This is a genomic window from Sporosarcina sp. ZBG7A (genome assembly GCF_000813425.1).
In the GTDB taxonomy this organism is placed as follows: domain Bacteria; phylum Bacillota; class Bacilli; order Bacillales_A; family Planococcaceae; genus Sporosarcina.
Genome location: NZ_JWIB01000034.1, coordinates 89,817 through 106,139, shown reverse-complemented (window position 1 = coordinate 106,139; position 16,323 = coordinate 89,817). Strand labels below are relative to the sequence as shown.

Below are 16,323 nucleotides of genomic sequence, written 5' to 3'. Positions count from 1 at the left end.
GATTTTCGGCACTGCTTTTTAAATTGAAGTTATTTTTGAATAGGTTTATTTTTAGTTTTCGGATAACCGATGAGGATGGCAATGACTCCGCAGACGCCCACTAAAATGGAGTAATACGAATATTGCATGATTAAAATAGGGGAAATGCCGGCGATACTGGCAGCTGCTAAAAATTGTGCACCGTACGGAATTATACCTTGAACGACACATGAAAAAATATCGATGATGCTTGCTGAATTACGTGGCTCGATATCGTATTGATCGGCAATTTTTTTGGATATTGGACCAGCAATCATAATCGCAATCGTATTATTGGCGGTTGAAAGGTCAGTTAATCCAACTAAACCTGCTATTGCAAATTTGGCATCCTTTTGCGACTTAATTTTACGCGTTGCAATATGCACGATAAAATCAATGCCACCATTATGCTTAATGACCTCGACCATACCGGCAATTAACATCGCTAAAAACGCCATTTCAAACATATTGCTCATACCGACACCAATTGCATTGATAAATGTCATCACCTCATAACTACCATCAATGAAGCCGATAGTTCCAGCGAGGATGATTCCACTTGCTAATACTGTAAAGACATTTATCCCAATCAAAGAAAAAACAATGACGAATAGATAAGGAATCAATTTGTACCAATCAAAGCTTGCATGTGTCACTTGGGCTGTGGAATTCAACGTCAAAAAGGCTAAAATAACACATGTGACAATTGCTGCTGGTAACACGATGAAAAAGTTAACTTTAAATTTGTCTTTCATCTCGGCCCCTTGTGAGCGTACCGATGCTATGGTTGTATCCGAAATAAATGATAAATTATCGCCAAACATAGCTCCACCAATAACAGTTGCCATTAATAGCGATATTGAAAGTCCTGTTTGCTCCCCGATAGCTAAACCTATTGGAGCGAGGGCAACAATCGTTCCAACTGAAGTCCCCATTGCTAAAGATATAAAACATGCAATTATGAACAAGCCAATCACTAATAAGTTTTGTGGCAAAATGGAAAGTGCGAAGTTTACTGTTGCTTCAATAGCGCCCATTCCTTTTGCGGTTTCTGAGAATGCGCCGGCAAGTAAGAAAATAATCACCATTAACATTACGTTCGAATTCCCAGCGCCGGTCGTAAAGGTTTCAATTTTTTTTGTGATCGTTTCTTTACGGTTCATGAAAAGGGCAACAGCGCTTGCAATTGAAATGGCAACCATTACAGGAAATGCATAAAAATCATTTAATACAATTCCTGAGCCTATAAACAAAATTAAAAATACAACAAACGGAATTAATGCCCATGGATTTCCTTTTCGCATTTCTCTCTCCTTTAAGTAGTGCGCATCAGTTAACATACAAATAAAGGCCTCTTCTAAAATTAATAAGAAGAGGCACCGCATATGCTAGAGTGCATTTTATTTTTCGAGAAAATTGTTATATGGATAATAATGATATCTACTTCTTCATTGCGTAGCAATCATTATACCCAACATACAATAATCATGATAACAACAAATTCATCTTATGAAATAAACCTTAGAATATAAGAAAATTGGCCACAAGTCAATTTGTTTGTTATTTATGAAAAATATAAAAGAGTAGTTCTTCGTGACTGAAATGCCAGTCTTTTGGGGTGTTATAGTCGACTACCAATATGTGAGACTTGGGGAGGTACTTCTTTTTGATGTCTGTAAACCCTTGGTGTATATGGGTTGAGAGTAAATAAATTCATTCAGATAGTAATTTTTTGTGAGATGGGTATCCAACCGATTGTGGTTGCTTTAACTATTCATCCGAAAGTGTTTTCTTTTCTAATGGATACGTTGAAGGGGATTAATTATATTAATTGTATAATTGATTATGTTAATGAAAGTTAGTTGATTTATTGTATATGTGTAGTATGATGTTAATAATATGTGGGAGGGAGATAAATATGGCTTACCCAATTATTACGAATTGTCCTGTTTGCAGCGAAGTGCTGAAGATTACAAAGTTACAGTGTACGCATTGCCATACCACGATTGAAAATGAATTTGAACTCTCCAAATTTGCAACGCTTAGTCAAGAACAGCTAGCTTTTATCGAAATCTTCCTTAAAAGCCGTGGGAATATTAAAGAAGTTGAAAAAGAATTAGGGGTTTCCTATCCAACTGTACGAGGGAAATTGAACGAAATTGTTTCTGCTCTTGGGATTACTGAAAAGAAAACCGATCAAGAGGATAAGAGCGTAATTGACATGCTTGGTGATGGGGATATATCTCTTGACGAAGCAATTAAAACAATAAAGAGAAACTAAAGGGGGATATGGATGATGAAAGAAGAGATTGCGAAGGTGCTTACAATGGTTCAAGACGGAAAACTGGGAGCAGAGGAAGCCAGTGAACTCATTCAAGCGTTAAAGGAAAAAGAATCTTCTTCAGTATCGGCTAGTGGTTCGGACTACATGGATCGTATGTTGAAAGTTCGTGTTACATCAGAAGCAGGCGACAAAGTAAACGTAAACTTGCCGCTGAGACTCATCAAAGTTGCGTTGAAATCGGGTATTAACATTGCTTCAGCCATCCCTGAATCCGCTAAGTACGTAAAAGATATCAACACGTTAGACGTGGACTTGATCCTCAAAGCAATTGACGAGGAATTGTCGGGTCCAATCGTCGAAGTAGAAAGTCAAAATGGCGATAAAATTTCTGTCGTGATTGAGTAATCCCTATGTTAAAAGTTAAAGTGAAACAAAAAGGGAAAGCTGAATTCACGGTTCCTTTGCCATATTTCCTAATACAAGTCGGTGGTTGGTTTGCTACTTCCTCTTTACTATGGAAATTTGTACACAGTTCGTTTATCCAAAAGAACATCGACAAAGAGGCAAAGTCGTTTATTCCTACCTCAATTGATCGTAAAGATGTTAGGAAAATAGTAAGAGAAATCAAACGGTATCGTGGATTAACAATCGTTGAAGTGAAAGATAGAGACGGGGCAGAAGTTGTTGTAAAGTTATAAAAGGGCGACACTTGTGTCCAAGAGTTTATCGCCTAATTATGATTCTGAATCCTATACGTTAAGGAAAGTATCCACCTTCATCTGCGGGCGGTTACTTTTTTTGTTTAGCAATGAAATACCTATGGGTAATTCTTCTGCGCCGCTTAAAGTCGTTCCTCCTATCAATAACTGCGCCAAATCTTATTGGTGACGGATGGTGGCTGCCCACTGTGAGTGTCATCTAAAACTATTCAAATCCATTATACCCAGCAAACTCTGGAAACTTTTGTAGGCACATGAATATACTGTGGCAAACGTCTAAGTAGGAGTGATGGAGAAAATGAATTTGAATCATGTTAACCAGCACAGACAGCCGGAAATCATTACGAGTTCATACGGAGATGTCAATGGAGATGGAATTGTAGATGTCGTGTATTTGACGGGAGTCAAGTCCGTGGACCCATCCAGTCCTTATATGCAGCAGATTACGTTACACATTCAAGACGGGGCAACGAACAAAGTGCACACGATTGAGTTGAACGAAAACGGACATTCCGGGTACAATCCCACTGTGTTTCTAGGGGACTTTACGGGCGATGGCATTATGGACATTTTAATTAGCATAGATTCAGGTGGGTCTGGCGCTTTTACATTCGACTATGTATATTCGTTCATGAACAATGAAGCTAAGAAATTATTTGATTTTGACCAATATAATAAGGAGAACCAGTACACCGTCACCTATATGGACTTCTTTAAAGTTAACGTTCATAGCCCTGCAACAGGTAAATCTTATTTGTTAGATATAAGTGGTCGTGGTGCAGAGTATCTATCGCAAATCTACTATCAAAATGGGAAGTTGAAACAGCCGGTTACAGGGATGGCAGATGGGGTTAGCGGATTTTATCCAGTAGACTTGGATCGGGATGGCGTATATGAAATCCAGGCGTATCAACAAATTAGTGGGCTTTACCATGCTGATTCGTTTGGATATATCATCAATACCCTGAAGTGGGATGGGCAAAAATTTTCAATTTGGCAACAGTGGTTCGCTCTCTACGGTCAATAATTTAAATAGTGATCGATCCGTACACTCTAGTACAAACCGCCAGTGATCCATCCAGGATCCAGGCGGTTTTAACTTTGTACAACTCTTTTTTCTGAGATAATCTTCTGATTCGCAAGTGACACATACTCACTTGCTTTACCGCAAAAGGTGTCGTAGAGAATCATCCATGTCATACACAGAACTGTCTCCCATAACCACCATAAACATTTCTTTTAGCTGCAGGGCAGAGTCAGCGATTGCGTCTTTCGTTATCTCCTTTGGAAAAGTAGATAGGTATCCTTCAATGAAATCCGGATTCAAAGTATCATACGCTTTAAATTAGTGACACTTTTTGCCTTCGTTCATAGCTTGAACATGTAAAATATATTCGCGCATCGTATCTAATAATTTCAATGAGTAGATAAAATTGTTGCGTTTTAATTCCTTGTCTAGTCCGATTGTGCAGTAGAAAAACTCAAAAGCAATATCACTATAGATATCATATTTTACAGGATTACTTTCAAACTTTTCGTTCTCCTCATTCATTTTCTTCAATACGTCACCGGTTTTATCCACGACTACTTTCCATAAAGGAGAACGTACAGGTAATAAGTTTCGTGGAGCAATTGAAATATTAAACTCCAACCCGTTTTCCAAGAGTAAAATTAGGAGAAAAATAGTATCGCTGAACTTTTTCTGTTTTATATACATAGGAGTGTATTCAGAGAGCGCTTGGTGTATTTGTTCTTTGGTTGCTTGTGCATTCTCTTCTTTTGATGTGCATACCATTAAATCAATATCAGAATACACATCCTTATAGCCAATCACCCCAGATCCCAGTTGAACGATTCCTTCCACCAATTCCACCGCTTCTATTGTACTAATGGTATTTCTAAAATAATCCTCTCTTTCCACAGTGCTGTACATGATTCACCTCATCTTCGTAGTATCGTAAGTAGCGTTTCGCGCTAATGTCAATATCTTCTGTAAACACAGTTTTATTATGGTATGATTTCACTTGCATAGCAAGATGGATTTTATGAAAAGGAAGGATTGGGATGTATGTCCTTGATTTCCAAGGAGTATTATTGAGAGAGGTGGAAAATAACTTTGGAATTATACGAAACTAGAAATGAACTATCAGTAAGAGGGAAAAATGGGATGGGATTCATAGCATCCGCTTTCATAATTTGGTCTATTATTACAATAATATTTTTACAGTCAACAGGTACATATCAGAAAAACATATTTATGCTGTTTTCAACAGGATTAATGTTCCCAATTTCCGTTGCTATTTCAACTTTGATAAAGGCTGATTGGAAGTTTGAAAATAACCCATTGGGCGGTCTAGGTTTGTATTTAAACATTGCACAGATTATCTATTTCCCCATCCTTTTTTGGGGAATTATAAAAAGTCCAAACGATGCTGTTATGTTATTTGCAATTATAACAGGTGCTCACTTATTCCCTTTTGGATGGCTGTATAATTCCAAACCTTACTATATAATGGCACCAGTCATTTCAGTTGCAGTAATGCTTTTGGGGCTATATTTGAATGGGAAAAATTTGTGGCTCATACCGTTTTCTGTAGCTATTCTGTTAGTCATTTTAATCTTTTTACTCTATATAGAATATAAAAGGAAAATTGACGTGAATCCCTAAATTTGCAGTCACGGTTTTCTATGGATATTCAAAACGTTCTTCCGCAGTGGGGGAGATTCAGTAATAAGGAACAGTTGCACACTTGCAATCTTACATGAATATCTATACTTAAACGAAGCAACCTCCTGCTGATTTCTCCATACAGGTAGGTTGCTTTTACTATTCGTCGATGAAACATAAAGTGTCAACCATGAACCGTATTAGCAAGCAATGTGTTTGTCCATACTAGATGGAGTCTCATAGCTAATCCAATACAGCCTTTAGAAAAGAAGGTATTCCTCATGAAAAAAGTGCTTTATATAGTGTCGGTACTAGTGATTGCCGCTATCGTTATACTGGGATTTACACTCAAAAACAATTCAGGAAGGAAGTCTACTTCAATTGAGCTGACCTTGAAACCGATAGACGGCAAACCAAATCCAACCGTGGACCATATCGCAATCTGGACAAAAGTTGAAACGAAGGAGGAAAAGGTGCTGCCTAACATGACACTGGATGAAAAGATTGGCCAGCTCGTCCTTGCAGGAATCGACGGTACGGCCATCAACAAAGCGTCCCAACAGCTTATCGAACACTACCAGATTGGTGGCGTCATTTTCTATGCAAACAACGTCAACACTCCTGACCAAACCGTACAATTCGTGAACAACCTGAAAGTAGCCAACCAAAACAATCCGCTTCCACTGTTTACGAGCATCGACCAAGAGGGTGGCCGCGTCGCTCGTCTGCCGAAACAAGTCGCAAAGTTGCCAACGAGTGCAACTATCGGCAAAACGAACAATCCTGATTATGCCTTCAATGTCGGACGAATACTTGGGAAGCAGCTGACCCAATTCGGTTTCAACATGAACTTTGCACCTGTACTAGATGTCAACAGTAACCCGAATAACCCTGTCATAGGGGATCGGTCGTTTAGCGCAGATCCCAAAATCGTAAGCACAATCGGTATCCAAACCATGAAAGGTATCGAGGAAGAACACGTCATCCCTGTCGTCAAACACTTCCCGGGACACGGGGACACATCCGTCGACTCCCATTTGGAACTGCCCAAGGTGAACAAAACCCTACAGCAGCTCGAACAACTCGAACTGATTCCATTCAAAAAAGCGATTGAAGCAGACGCAGATGTCGTCATGGTCGCTCATATCTTATTGCCACAGTTGGATACAACCTATCCAGCCTCGATGTCAGCAGCAATCATCACTGACTTGCTTCGCGAACAGATCGGTTTCAACGGGCTTGTCATGACCGATGATATGACAATGAAAGCAATCACGAATCACTATGGCATTGCCCAAGCTGCCGTTCAATCCGTCAAAGCCGGAAGCGATGTCATTCTCGTCGCACATGATCCAGTGAAAGTAATCGCGGTGATAGAGGCACTGAAAGCAGCGGTGGCCGCCAACGAAATCAGCGAACAACGGATTGACGAAAGTGTCATGCGGATTATCAAACTGAAAGAGAAGTATAAGTTGGACGATGAAGCGACACCGAAAGTAAACATCCAAAAGATCAATAAAGAAATCAAAGAAGTAACTAAAAAGAGCAGTCACAACTGAGTTCGAGCATTCAGGTGGATCTGAAATGGAAGTATACCTTAGTGATGCAGATCCATATTCAGATCAGTACTACAGTGAAATTTGGATGCCTGTTAAGAAATAATGGACAAAGTTCTATTGCAAACTAGAAAAATGAACTACTATTAAAAATCATCGCAAATTTGGATAAGAAATGAGTTCCCTCCCTTTCTATAATAGTGAGTAGGGAGGGAAGCATTATAAAACAACTAACAAAAGATCCATATAAAGTCTATCTCAACACAGCATTTCTATCGCAATTATTTTTCACCTTAATCGTGACGGTGAATTTGCTGTACCAAGTGTATACAGTCAAGCTCGATCCGCTGCAACTGGTGCTTGTCGGTACAGTCTTGGAACTGACCGTCTTTCTTTTTGAAATTCCGACAGGCGTCGTTTCAGATTTAAAGAGCCGTAAACTCTCGATTGTCATTGGTTATGTCCTTATTGGCGTTGGCTTTTTAATAGAAGGATTATTTCCTTATTTCTCAGCAATTTTATTGGCACAAATCGTTTGGGGGATTGGATATACATTCACTAGCGGAGCACGTCAAGCTTGGATTGCAGATGAGATAGGAGAAGAACGTGCTTCAGAAGCATTCGTTCGTGGCGCGAAAATTGAAAATCTGGCGCAAGTTATTGCGATTCCTTTAAGTATAGCAATTGGCTATTTCATGGTTAGACTACCGATAATTATCGGTGGGATTTGCACGGTGGGGCTAGCTATATATTTGATGAAAAACATGACTGAAGAGAATTTCAAACTGCTAAAGAGAGAGAAACACCTAACAGCTTGGGGAAGTATGAAGAAGAGTTTAAGACAACTCATAGTTCAAGTGAAAGTAAGTGTGGTCATGAGAATTCTTTTCTTAATCGCCTTGTTTGTCGGTTTCTATAGCGAAGGATTTGATCGCTTATGGTTATCACACCTTTCAGAAGTGGTGAATTGGTCTTCGGTGACTCCAGAAAAATTGGTGATCCTAACAGGAGGGATTCAATTTGTTGTCGTTCTTGTTTCCTTTGCTGCATTGCACGTAGTAAATCGCAGTTCTGTCTACCAAAAACTCACTCAAATCTACCTCGTTCTTTTCATGGCCAGTTTATTGATCATCCTGTCATTAATCGGATTTGCTACTTCCACTTCTGTGATTGCCTTATTAGGGTTTTTTGTAATTATTCAAGTTACACGGACCATTATGTACCCGTTGGAAGACATTTGGCTAAACAAAATTATTCCGGATTCTTCAACTCGAGCGACATTCTTTTCTGTAAAGGGCCAAGCTGATGCCATCGGTCAAATAGGCGGTGCACCTATTATCGGAATGGTCGCTACCCGCTATACTATCAGAACAGCACTGATTGTTAGTGCAATCCTATTAACCCCTGTATTGTTTTTGTATCGGATTATGTTAAAAAGAAAGCAGGAATAGTTTAACTTCCTTGCTTTCTTTCTTTAATTGGAAGATAAATTTCCATATAGACTTTTTCATATTCCCAGTCATGACAGTGTTCATCGTAGTACTCAAAGTCATAACAGGTTTCATCCACTTCATAAGAGGATTGAGGAAGCCAATCGTCTAAAATATACTGCCATGTACCCGTTATGGAAACGGCAAAGTCATCTACGTTAACTAGTGGAGTCCGGAAAATGGCATAAGTCGTGGAAGGGATTGTCAATTTAGTCCACCTGTCTGGAAGGGAAGTTCCACTATCATAATTCACTGCAAACAAGTAGGTGAAACCATCCTCCAGTTCTTCGCTTTTCAAATTGAGGCAATATTCCCCGTGTGTTTCAGGAGTCAATGTCTCGTACAAAATTCGCTCAATGGATTCATCAGGAAAAAGTTTTTGGTTCCAAAGGGCAGGCGAGTCACGTGTATAAGAAATATTGCGAATGGATCGTTCAACAGTTTTCCCCGCAATGGTAAAAGGACTTCTACGCACTAGCTTGGGCTGCATGACAATGCCGCCTACCTGATTCTGTTCAAGGCGACTCAAATCGATTTTTTGAGGGAGTGAGCTAGGACAATGCTGTCGATATAATCGCGGGGGACTTCCAAAACACTTCTTAAACGCCTTCGTAAATCCAGCATGCGTCTCAAATCCATACGTTAACGCAATCTCAATGACCTTTTTCCCTTGAGCTAAATCGTACAAAGCATATTGTAATTTCCGTTTCACTACGTAATCCATCAACGTATAGCCCGTTTGTTTTTCGAAAATCCGGTTAAAGTGATACGGAGAGTACCCAGCGATATCAGCTAAAAGATCAGGTGTTAGTTCATCTTGAATATGCTCTTCAATGTAATCAATCACTTGTTGAACCCTTCCTAATTTTAGAATACCAATCACCTCTTTTTATCGTAAATACGGTAAGAAATCTAGTTCACTATCAACCGGATTTCAAAATGTATGCTGATTATAGCATACTGTAGAGGTTAGACTTTATTGGGGATGAAGTGAAGAAAATCTTAGACAACGCCCTGGTACTAAACGTAAACATTCATTAGATCAATGAAGAAATCCAACGTAGAAGTATAAGTCGTGGTATCATTTGAACTAACAAAAGAGAACTGATTAAGGGGGAGCAACTATGACAAATTCAAGTGAAAGCATTGCAAAGAAAGAGTTGCCAGTTGAACAGTGTGAAGAACTACTCAGCATTTTAAAATCTCGTTTTGAAGACAATATGCACCGTCATCCAGAACTGGAATGGGCAACGGTTCAAGCAAAGCTCGATGTAAATACGGAAAAACTGTGGTCACTGAACGAGATGGAGAGAACTGGTGGAGAGCCTGATGTCATCGAGTATGACAATGAGAAGGATACCTTTACGTTCTGCGATTGTTCAGCAGAAAGCCCTTCAGGTCGCAGAAGTGTTTGCTTCGACCCGGAAGCACTCGAAGCACGGAAAAAGAACAAACCAGCACATAGCGCTGTCGGGATGGCAACAGAAATGGGAATCGAATTGTTGGATGAAGAACAATACCGAGCGTTACAACAGCTCGAAAATTTCGATAAGAAAACTTCAACATGGATCCAAACACCTTCAAATATCCGTAAACTTGGAGGCGGACTTTTCTGCGATTTCCGCTTCGACACCGTTTTCGTTTATCACAACGGCGTTGAGTCTTATTATGCAGCTAGAGGATTCCGTGGAGTTCTTTACGTATAACCAACAAAGCACACTAAAACCGTCTCAATCCTATACTGGGTTGAGACGGTTTTATATTTAATGGTCATAACTCATAACCATTTGTTGTAGCTCCTCAGTCATATGAGAAAAAGTTTTAGATGATGTCGTGATTTCATCCATTGAAGCAAGGTGTTCTTCTGTGGTTGCAGCTATGTGGTGCACAGACACAAACATAAGATCATTGGGAGGATTTATCATAACGGCAATTGAAGTAATAAAGGAGTAAGGTCGCGATGCGAGATAAGCGCGGAAAGTATTAATTGAATGGCAGGAACAAAAAAAGGCTGATTACGTGAAAGGAAGTGGACGGACTTGCTTCAAGTGTATGAAAGAGAAGGCGTGACGTGCGTCGAAATGAGGAATTCTCTTGTTGGAAAAGTATATGCCTTCATAATAGATGGCATGTTGGTTGATACAGGGCCGTCCAACTTGGAGGAAGATCTAGCCCCTTTCTACGAAAATGCTTCGTTCGATCGGGTAGTGCTGACGCATCATCATGAAGACCATACCGGGATGGCTCCATGGATCATGGAAAACCGGAGAGTCCCAATCTATATCCATCCTTTGGGAATAGGTAGGTGCTCCCAGGATTCTCCGTATCCAGCTTACCGTAAGAAAACGTGGGGGCTACGTAACGCATTCAGCGCACTGCCGTTAAATGAAACTATCCGTTCCAAGACGAAGCAATGGGAAGTAATCCACACGCCTGGACATGCGGATGACCATATTGCGCTGTTCGATAGCGAAACAGGAACGCTGTTTTCAGGAGATTTGTTTGTATCACGGAGAACGAAGGTCATCATAACAAGTGAATCGGTTCCCCAGATCATGACTTCCATCCGGAATATCCTTACATATGATGTAGGTTCGATGTTTTGTTGCCATGCCGGCTATGTTTCCGATGGAAAAGCCAAGCTGACACAGAAATTGGAGTACTTGGAGGATCTGTTCGCCGAAGTAGAAAAGCTATATAGGCGAGGAATGTCACCCAACGAAATCGATCAAAAACTGTTCCCGAAGGAATACCCGATCTCGCCCATATCCGAAGGGGAATGGGATTCGATACATATAGTGACGTCTATTGTTAAGGAGTTCAAAGTGGAAAGTGAACACCACTCTTTGCACTCTTCCAAGTGGGATAAATACTGACATCCCCGAACAGCAAGTAGAAATAGAACTGTCCTCAAATTGTAAGTTGCAACCAATAAAGCTTATTACAGCAACCAAAAAATCCGCCACACTCAAAAAGAGCATGGCGGATTTTTCGATTTGCTAGTTCACTTCAATCTGTCCCATCATGCCATTATCTTCGTGCTCCAAAATGTGGCAGTGGTACATATACACCCCTTTGTTTGCAAATGAAATCGCGATCTTCACACGATCTCCAGGATGTAACGCAATCGTATCTTTCCAGCCTTTCAGATTGTCGTCCGGCTCGTCTCCATTCACCGATAATACTTTAAACTGCGTGCCGTGAATGTGGAAAGGATGGATCATACCACCCATAGGATCTGGCTTGTTGGACAGTTCCCAGACTTCTGTTTCGCCGACTTTTTGGGTCATGTCAATGCGGTCTTTATCGTATTTCTTTCCGTTGATCGTCACCATGTCCATCATGCCGAACAATTCTAATCGCTTCGTCACAGGCAAATTTCTTTCTTCCTCCGTCACGGTAAACGAATTCAAATCAGTAGGTAGTTCATTGGAAGTCTTCTTTTGATTGACTTCAAATGGCAGAAGAATCGTTCCTTGATCATCCACTAGCGCAAGGTCTTTAACATTTTGCAACTGGTCAAAGTCGATGATGATCTCCGCACGTTCTGCAGGAGTCAACAGAAGTGAATCCATTTCTAACGGATCATTTAGTAACCCACCATCTGTGGCGATTTGCTGGAACGAATCTCCGGAACTAAGAGATACAGTATAATTACGAGCATTCGAACCGTTCAGCAATCGCAGCCGAACTTTACCTTGAGGGACGGATAGCTTCGGATCGAGCGTGCCGTTAACAAGCAAGTGATCACCAAGCGTTCCGTCTGAATTATAGGCCGCCTCGTAGTCAAGTTCGCCAATTTGGTTGAATGCGCGATCTTGCAGGAGAACCGGGAAGTCGTTGACACCATAGTCATCAGGCAAGTTTAACTTGTCCGAATGTTCGTCTTCGATATAAAGCAGACCAGCTAGCCCCTTATACACTTGCTCAGCCGTTTTTCCATGATGATGTGGATGGAACCAAAGAGTGGCGGCTTCCTGAGTAACTTTGAATTGAATAATCCGTTCTTCTCCAGGTTTCAAGGGGTTATGGGGTCCGCCATCGACATCACCAGGTACATCCAAACCATGCCAGTGGAACGTCGTATCCTCGTCCAGTTCATTCACGGTTTTAATCCGAACGGACTCTCCTTTTCGCAACTTTAGAACAGGACCGAGGAAGTCACCATTGTAGCCATAGGTTTCCGTTTCCTGTCCTTCCAACAGCATACGTTCACCCTTCTGAGCGGTGAGTGTGTAGTCGACGTTTTCAGACGTACTCTTTTTGAGCAAGGGAGGGATGGCCAACTCTTTTACCCCTTTTGAATCTTTCAATGGCAAAGGATTGTTGTGATCCATATGACCGTCCATCATGCCTTCCATCCCACTCATGTCATGATTCATGTCATCCCCTGGAGATGACCCTTTGGAATCTTCCATGGCACCACCCATTGAACAGCCTGCAATCAGTGAGCTGATGAGGGCTAATGTAAGCCATTTCATCATTGCTTTCATCATATTCCACTCCTTTGTTAATACTCTCAGTTAGAGGAAATCAACTTTCCGGCATTCGCTAGCTGATTCCAAGTTGCGCCAGCATCACTCGTCTTGTAAATTGAGTTATCGAATGTCGTCACGACTAGTTCTTCTGAATTCTCTGGACTCGTTGCGATGAATTGTACAGGGCTTCGTATTTCTTCAGGTAGTGGAATGTCGGACTCTTTAGTTTCACCAATTGTGAATTTCTGTAACATCGGCTGTTCCTGTTCCTGTTCCTTGATAGACGAATAATAGCCGCCATCTTCAGTTAGCGTGACATATGTAACACTCGTTGCGTCGTTCAATTTATTGAACGTTGCTCCATAATCTATGGACAAAAACAGACCTTCTTGACTGCCAATCGCAATTATTTCTTCACTTGAAGGATGTACCGCTAAGTTAGAGAGCGTAGTTGCTGAGTATCCTTCCATTTTTGAAGCCGTCCACGATTGTCCTTCATCGAGTGTATAGTTTAACCCTGCCTTTAGTTCAGCGGTAGGGGTTTCATTGAATACATAGACTGCATTTGAATTGTATCCCGCGCCCAGGTAGTGAAAATCGATTTCTCCGTAAAATGCCAGTTGCTTGAACGTCGCGCCTTTATCTGCGCTTTTCATAAGCCCGAATGGATTCTTTAAATCGGAATTCACTGCAGGATGACCACTTGCAAAAAAGCCGTCCTCTGTAGGTTGGAAGCCCATATAGTCGTTTTTCTCAAGATTGGCTTCTTTCCAGCCATCTTTTCCAAAGGCATATAAGCCGGCATGTGATGCAATGAAAAAATCAGGACCTCCATTGCTATAACCCGTCCCATGAATATGATTAACCTCGGGATTTGTTACATCTTCATACGCAAATGATGCTTCTTTGTTTGAGCATGCGCTTAAAATTAGAAGCCCACCAAGCACCACACCCACCAATGGTTTCTTCATCTTAAAATCTCCTCACTTCCATTTGTAGCCGATTCCCCAAACCGTTTGGAGGATGTCGTCAATCGGGAAATTCGATTTTCGTAACTTATCCCGCAGGTTTCGGATATGGGAATCGACTGTCCGAACTTCGGTATACGTGTCGTATTCCCATGCCACTTGAAGCAAGTCTTCTCGTGTGAATGTCCGGTTCGGTCGAGCCATCATCGCTTCGATGATATAAAATTCTTTTAAAGTAAGACGGACTTCATAGGTGTCATACGAAATTGAATACGACTCCAAGTCCAGTGTAAAGAGACCTTCGCGGAGCTGCTTAACCTGGTCTTTTTCAGGAGCACGGCGTAGTGCGACCCGTACCCGCGCCATGAGTTCACGCTCATCAAACGGTTTTGTAATATAATCATCCGCACCTTGCTCGAGTCCTTTGACAACATCGGACTTGTCGGAACGGGCGGTTAATAAAATAACAGGGACGTCCGATGTTTCACGAATGCGTCGACAAACTTCCCAGCCGTCCATCCCCGGCATCATGACATCTAGCAATACGAGATGTACATTCTCTTCTTCGAACAGATCGAGAGCTGCTTGACCGTTTGTCGCTTGCAAACAGCGATACCCGTGCGGAGCGAGGAACAGTTCGAGCAAATCGAGCATGCGCTGTTCGTCATCAATCAGTAAGATCGTTTTCATATCCATCGTCACTTCCTGTCATAGTCGTATCGTGAATGTGCTACCTTTACCTAATTCACTTTGAACCTCAATCGTGCCACCGTGTGCTTCTGTCAATTCCTTCACAATCGCAAGACCTAGGCCGGCACCGCCAAACGAACGCGAACGGGATTTTTCGACACGATACAGTTTTTCGAAGATGTGTTGCTGATTTTCAACAGGAATCCCACACCCATTGTCTTCGACTTGCAAAACGGCTTGCTTCTTATCTTGAAAGGCACGAACGGTTACAGACGTACCACTATCTGAATAGTGAAGGGCGTTGTCCAGTAGGTTAAGGATAATTTGCTCCAGACGCATTCGATCTGCCACTAAAGGGAAATTATCGCCAGCTTCATGTAGGAGCACAATTCCTTTCATATCGAACGCTGGTTGTACGAGCTGTACAATATCATGGATGAACCGAGCGGAAGAAAACTCGGTTTTCATTACAGAGAACGTCATTTCATCCATCTGAGCGAGATCCATCAAGTTTTTTACGAGTGTTTTCAAACGCTCGGCCTCTTCTTCGATAATGGATAAGTACTTGAAGCGCTCTGAATCATCCAGTTCTGTCCGTTGAGCAACTTTCGCATAACCGATTAAGTACGTGAGAGGTGTCCCCATTTCGTGAGAAACCGATGCTAAGAATTCGTTGCGCTCGCGTTTAACGCGACTTAAGTCGTTCGATAATTTGCGGATTGAAGTTGCCAGTTCACCTAGCTCATCATTCGAAAGGTTAGGCAAGTCTACATCGAAGAATCCTTCGCTAATCTGTTCTGTCGCTTCTTTCATCCGAATAAGCGGACGTGTCAACCATTTGGATAACAACATATAAACTACAAACAAGATGATGATACTTCCGCCACCTGCAAGGATGAAGTGGACATTGAGCTGACTCACGAGCTGATGAATGGGCGCTGTGCTCTGCAGCATAACGAGTGAACCTGAATTGCCTTGAACCTCATATGGATGGACGCTAACGAGATAAGGGGACTTTTCCCAATCGACGGGCATAATCATATCTTCCGTCGGTCGTTCTTCTTTGATTTTCGTCAAATAAGGGACAAGAATCTCCTCGTTTTCCAATGAATGCTGTAATACATTTCCCGCAGCATCGAGGATCGCGACGTCCCGTTCACCATCCCTTTCCATGAGGATGATATGCTGTAACGTCGTTTCGGTGTAATTATCTTCTAATACATTGCGGTGATTGCTACCGGTTTTCCAAAGACGATCGAGTTCTTCGTCCACCCGTGCATGCGTGATGGTCTGATGCAAATACACCATGAGCAACGTATCCATGATAAGAAATGAAATGATAAATGAAGCCGCTAACTTCGTTGAAATTTTGTTCACAGAACGCGCTCCTTTTCACTCTAATGAGCAGTATAAGTTAAACGTATCGAAAATTTATGCAGAAAGCACGGATTA

General features: G+C 41.5%; 16 protein-coding genes. 9 read left to right on the top strand and 7 right to left on the bottom strand.

Features of this window, described 5'->3' with window-relative positions; translation table 11 throughout:
- Positions 1–29: 29 nt before the first annotated feature.
- Complete coding sequence (locus tag RL70_RS12870; protein ID WP_039043813.1) at positions 30–1,322, bottom strand: Na+/H+ antiporter NhaC family protein; 1,293 nt, start codon at positions 1,320–1,322, stop codon at positions 30–32.
- Between the two features lie 614 nt (positions 1,323–1,936).
- On the opposite strand from RL70_RS12870, the gene RL70_RS12865 reads away from it, so the two are divergent.
- The 4 genes from RL70_RS12865 (at position 1,937) to RL70_RS12850 (ending at position 4,048) form a co-directional block, all read left to right on the top strand.
- Positions 1,937–2,299, top strand: coding sequence for a DUF2089 domain-containing protein (locus tag RL70_RS12865; protein ID WP_039043800.1), 363 nt, complete (start codon positions 1,937–1,939; stop codon positions 2,297–2,299).
- A 15-nt stretch (positions 2,300–2,314) separates the two neighbouring features.
- On the top strand, positions 2,315–2,707 hold the full coding sequence (locus RL70_RS12860; RefSeq protein WP_039043812.1) for a hypothetical protein: 393 nt from the start codon (positions 2,315–2,317) through the stop codon (positions 2,705–2,707).
- Positions 2,708–2,712: 5 nt separating this feature from the next.
- The gene (locus tag RL70_RS12855) at positions 2,713–3,000 is read left to right on the top strand and encodes a hypothetical protein (protein ID WP_039043799.1); all 288 of its coding nucleotides are present in this window, start codon (positions 2,713–2,715) and stop codon (positions 2,998–3,000) included.
- Between the two features lie 319 nt (positions 3,001–3,319).
- Complete coding sequence (locus RL70_RS12850; RefSeq protein WP_039043798.1) at positions 3,320–4,048, top strand: VCBS repeat-containing protein; 729 nt, start codon at positions 3,320–3,322, stop codon at positions 4,046–4,048.
- A 318-nt stretch (positions 4,049–4,366) separates the two neighbouring features.
- Here RL70_RS12850 and RL70_RS12845 read toward each other — a convergent pair whose 3' ends face one another.
- Entirely contained in the window at positions 4,367–4,954 is a 588-nt protein-coding gene (locus RL70_RS12845; protein WP_039043797.1) for an aminoglycoside 6-adenylyltransferase, read from the bottom strand.
- 183 nt (positions 4,955–5,137) lie between these two features.
- On the opposite strand from RL70_RS12845, the gene RL70_RS12840 reads away from it, so the two are divergent.
- The 3 genes from RL70_RS12840 (at position 5,138) to RL70_RS12830 (ending at position 8,696) form a co-directional block, all read left to right on the top strand.
- Positions 5,138–5,689, top strand: coding sequence for a hypothetical protein (locus RL70_RS12840; RefSeq protein ID WP_039043796.1), 552 nt, complete (start codon positions 5,138–5,140; stop codon positions 5,687–5,689).
- Between the two features lie 281 nt (positions 5,690–5,970).
- The gene (nagZ, locus tag RL70_RS12835; protein ID WP_052245952.1) at positions 5,971–7,248 is read left to right on the top strand and encodes a beta-N-acetylhexosaminidase; all 1,278 of its coding nucleotides are present in this window, start codon (positions 5,971–5,973) and stop codon (positions 7,246–7,248) included.
- Between the two features lie 197 nt (positions 7,249–7,445).
- Entirely contained in the window at positions 7,446–8,696 is a 1,251-nt protein-coding gene (locus RL70_RS12830) for an MFS transporter (protein WP_039043795.1), read from the top strand.
- Position 8,697: 1 nt separating this feature from the next.
- Here RL70_RS12830 and RL70_RS12825 read toward each other — a convergent pair whose 3' ends face one another.
- A complete protein-coding gene (locus tag RL70_RS12825; RefSeq protein WP_231567272.1) occupies positions 8,698–9,582 on the bottom strand; it encodes an AraC family transcriptional regulator in 885 nt (294 codons plus the stop codon).
- Positions 9,583–9,859: 277 nt separating this feature from the next.
- Here RL70_RS12825 and RL70_RS12820 point away from each other — a divergent pair, with 277 nt between their 5' ends.
- Together RL70_RS12820 and RL70_RS12815 are read left to right on the top strand one after the other, a co-directional pair.
- Complete coding sequence (locus tag RL70_RS12820) at positions 9,860–10,441, top strand: DUF4256 domain-containing protein (RefSeq protein ID WP_039043794.1); 582 nt, start codon at positions 9,860–9,862, stop codon at positions 10,439–10,441.
- A gap of 342 nt (positions 10,442–10,783) precedes the next feature.
- Positions 10,784–11,611, top strand: a complete 828-nt coding sequence (locus RL70_RS12815) for an MBL fold metallo-hydrolase (protein WP_231567275.1) — start codon at positions 10,784–10,786, stop codon at positions 11,609–11,611.
- Positions 11,612–11,734: 123 nt separating this feature from the next.
- Here RL70_RS12815 and RL70_RS12810 read toward each other — a convergent pair whose 3' ends face one another.
- The 4 genes from RL70_RS12810 to RL70_RS12795 are packed head-to-tail and all read right to left on the bottom strand — an operon-like array spanning position 11,735 to position 16,248.
- A complete protein-coding gene (locus tag RL70_RS12810) occupies positions 11,735–13,228 on the bottom strand; it encodes a multicopper oxidase family protein (RefSeq protein ID WP_039043792.1) in 1,494 nt (497 codons plus the stop codon).
- Positions 13,229–13,254: 26 nt separating this feature from the next.
- A complete protein-coding gene (locus RL70_RS12805) occupies positions 13,255–14,184 on the bottom strand; it encodes a F510_1955 family glycosylhydrolase (RefSeq protein WP_039043791.1) in 930 nt (309 codons plus the stop codon).
- 12 nt (positions 14,185–14,196) lie between these two features.
- Positions 14,197–14,877 (bottom strand): response regulator transcription factor, encoded by a 681-nt coding sequence (locus RL70_RS12800; RefSeq protein ID WP_369795231.1) that lies wholly within the window; start codon positions 14,875–14,877, stop codon positions 14,197–14,199.
- A gap of 12 nt (positions 14,878–14,889) precedes the next feature.
- Entirely contained in the window at positions 14,890–16,248 is a 1,359-nt protein-coding gene (locus RL70_RS12795) for a cell wall metabolism sensor histidine kinase WalK (protein WP_039043790.1), read from the bottom strand.
- Between the last annotated feature and the right edge of the window lie 75 nt (positions 16,249–16,323).

Excerpts from the sequence above, each read along its gene's own strand:
- RL70_RS12870 (WP_039043813.1), bottom strand. The coding sequence starts at position 1,322 with ATGCGAAAAGGAAATCCATGGGCATTAATTCCGTTTGTTGTATTTTTA.
- RL70_RS12865 (WP_039043800.1), top strand. The coding sequence starts at position 1,937 with ATGGCTTACCCAATTATTACGAATTGTCCTGTTTGCAGCGAAGTGCTG.
- RL70_RS12860 (WP_039043812.1), top strand. The coding sequence starts at position 2,315 with ATGAAAGAAGAGATTGCGAAGGTGCTTACAATGGTTCAAGACGGAAAA.
- RL70_RS12855 (WP_039043799.1), top strand. The coding sequence starts at position 2,713 with ATGTTAAAAGTTAAAGTGAAACAAAAAGGGAAAGCTGAATTCACGGTT.
- RL70_RS12850 (WP_039043798.1), top strand. The coding sequence starts at position 3,320 with ATGAATTTGAATCATGTTAACCAGCACAGACAGCCGGAAATCATTACG.
- RL70_RS12845 (WP_039043797.1), bottom strand. The coding sequence starts at position 4,954 with ATGTACAGCACTGTGGAAAGAGAGGATTATTTTAGAAATACCATTAGT.
- nagZ (WP_052245952.1), top strand. The coding sequence starts at position 5,971 with ATGAAAAAAGTGCTTTATATAGTGTCGGTACTAGTGATTGCCGCTATC.
- RL70_RS12820 (WP_039043794.1), top strand. The coding sequence starts at position 9,860 with ATGACAAATTCAAGTGAAAGCATTGCAAAGAAAGAGTTGCCAGTTGAA.
- RL70_RS12810 (WP_039043792.1), bottom strand. The coding sequence starts at position 13,228 with ATGAAAGCAATGATGAAATGGCTTACATTAGCCCTCATCAGCTCACTG.
- RL70_RS12805 (WP_039043791.1), bottom strand. The coding sequence starts at position 14,184 with ATGAAGAAACCATTGGTGGGTGTGGTGCTTGGTGGGCTTCTAATTTTA.
- RL70_RS12800 (WP_369795231.1), bottom strand. The coding sequence starts at position 14,877 with ATGGATATGAAAACGATCTTACTGATTGATGACGAACAGCGCATGCTC.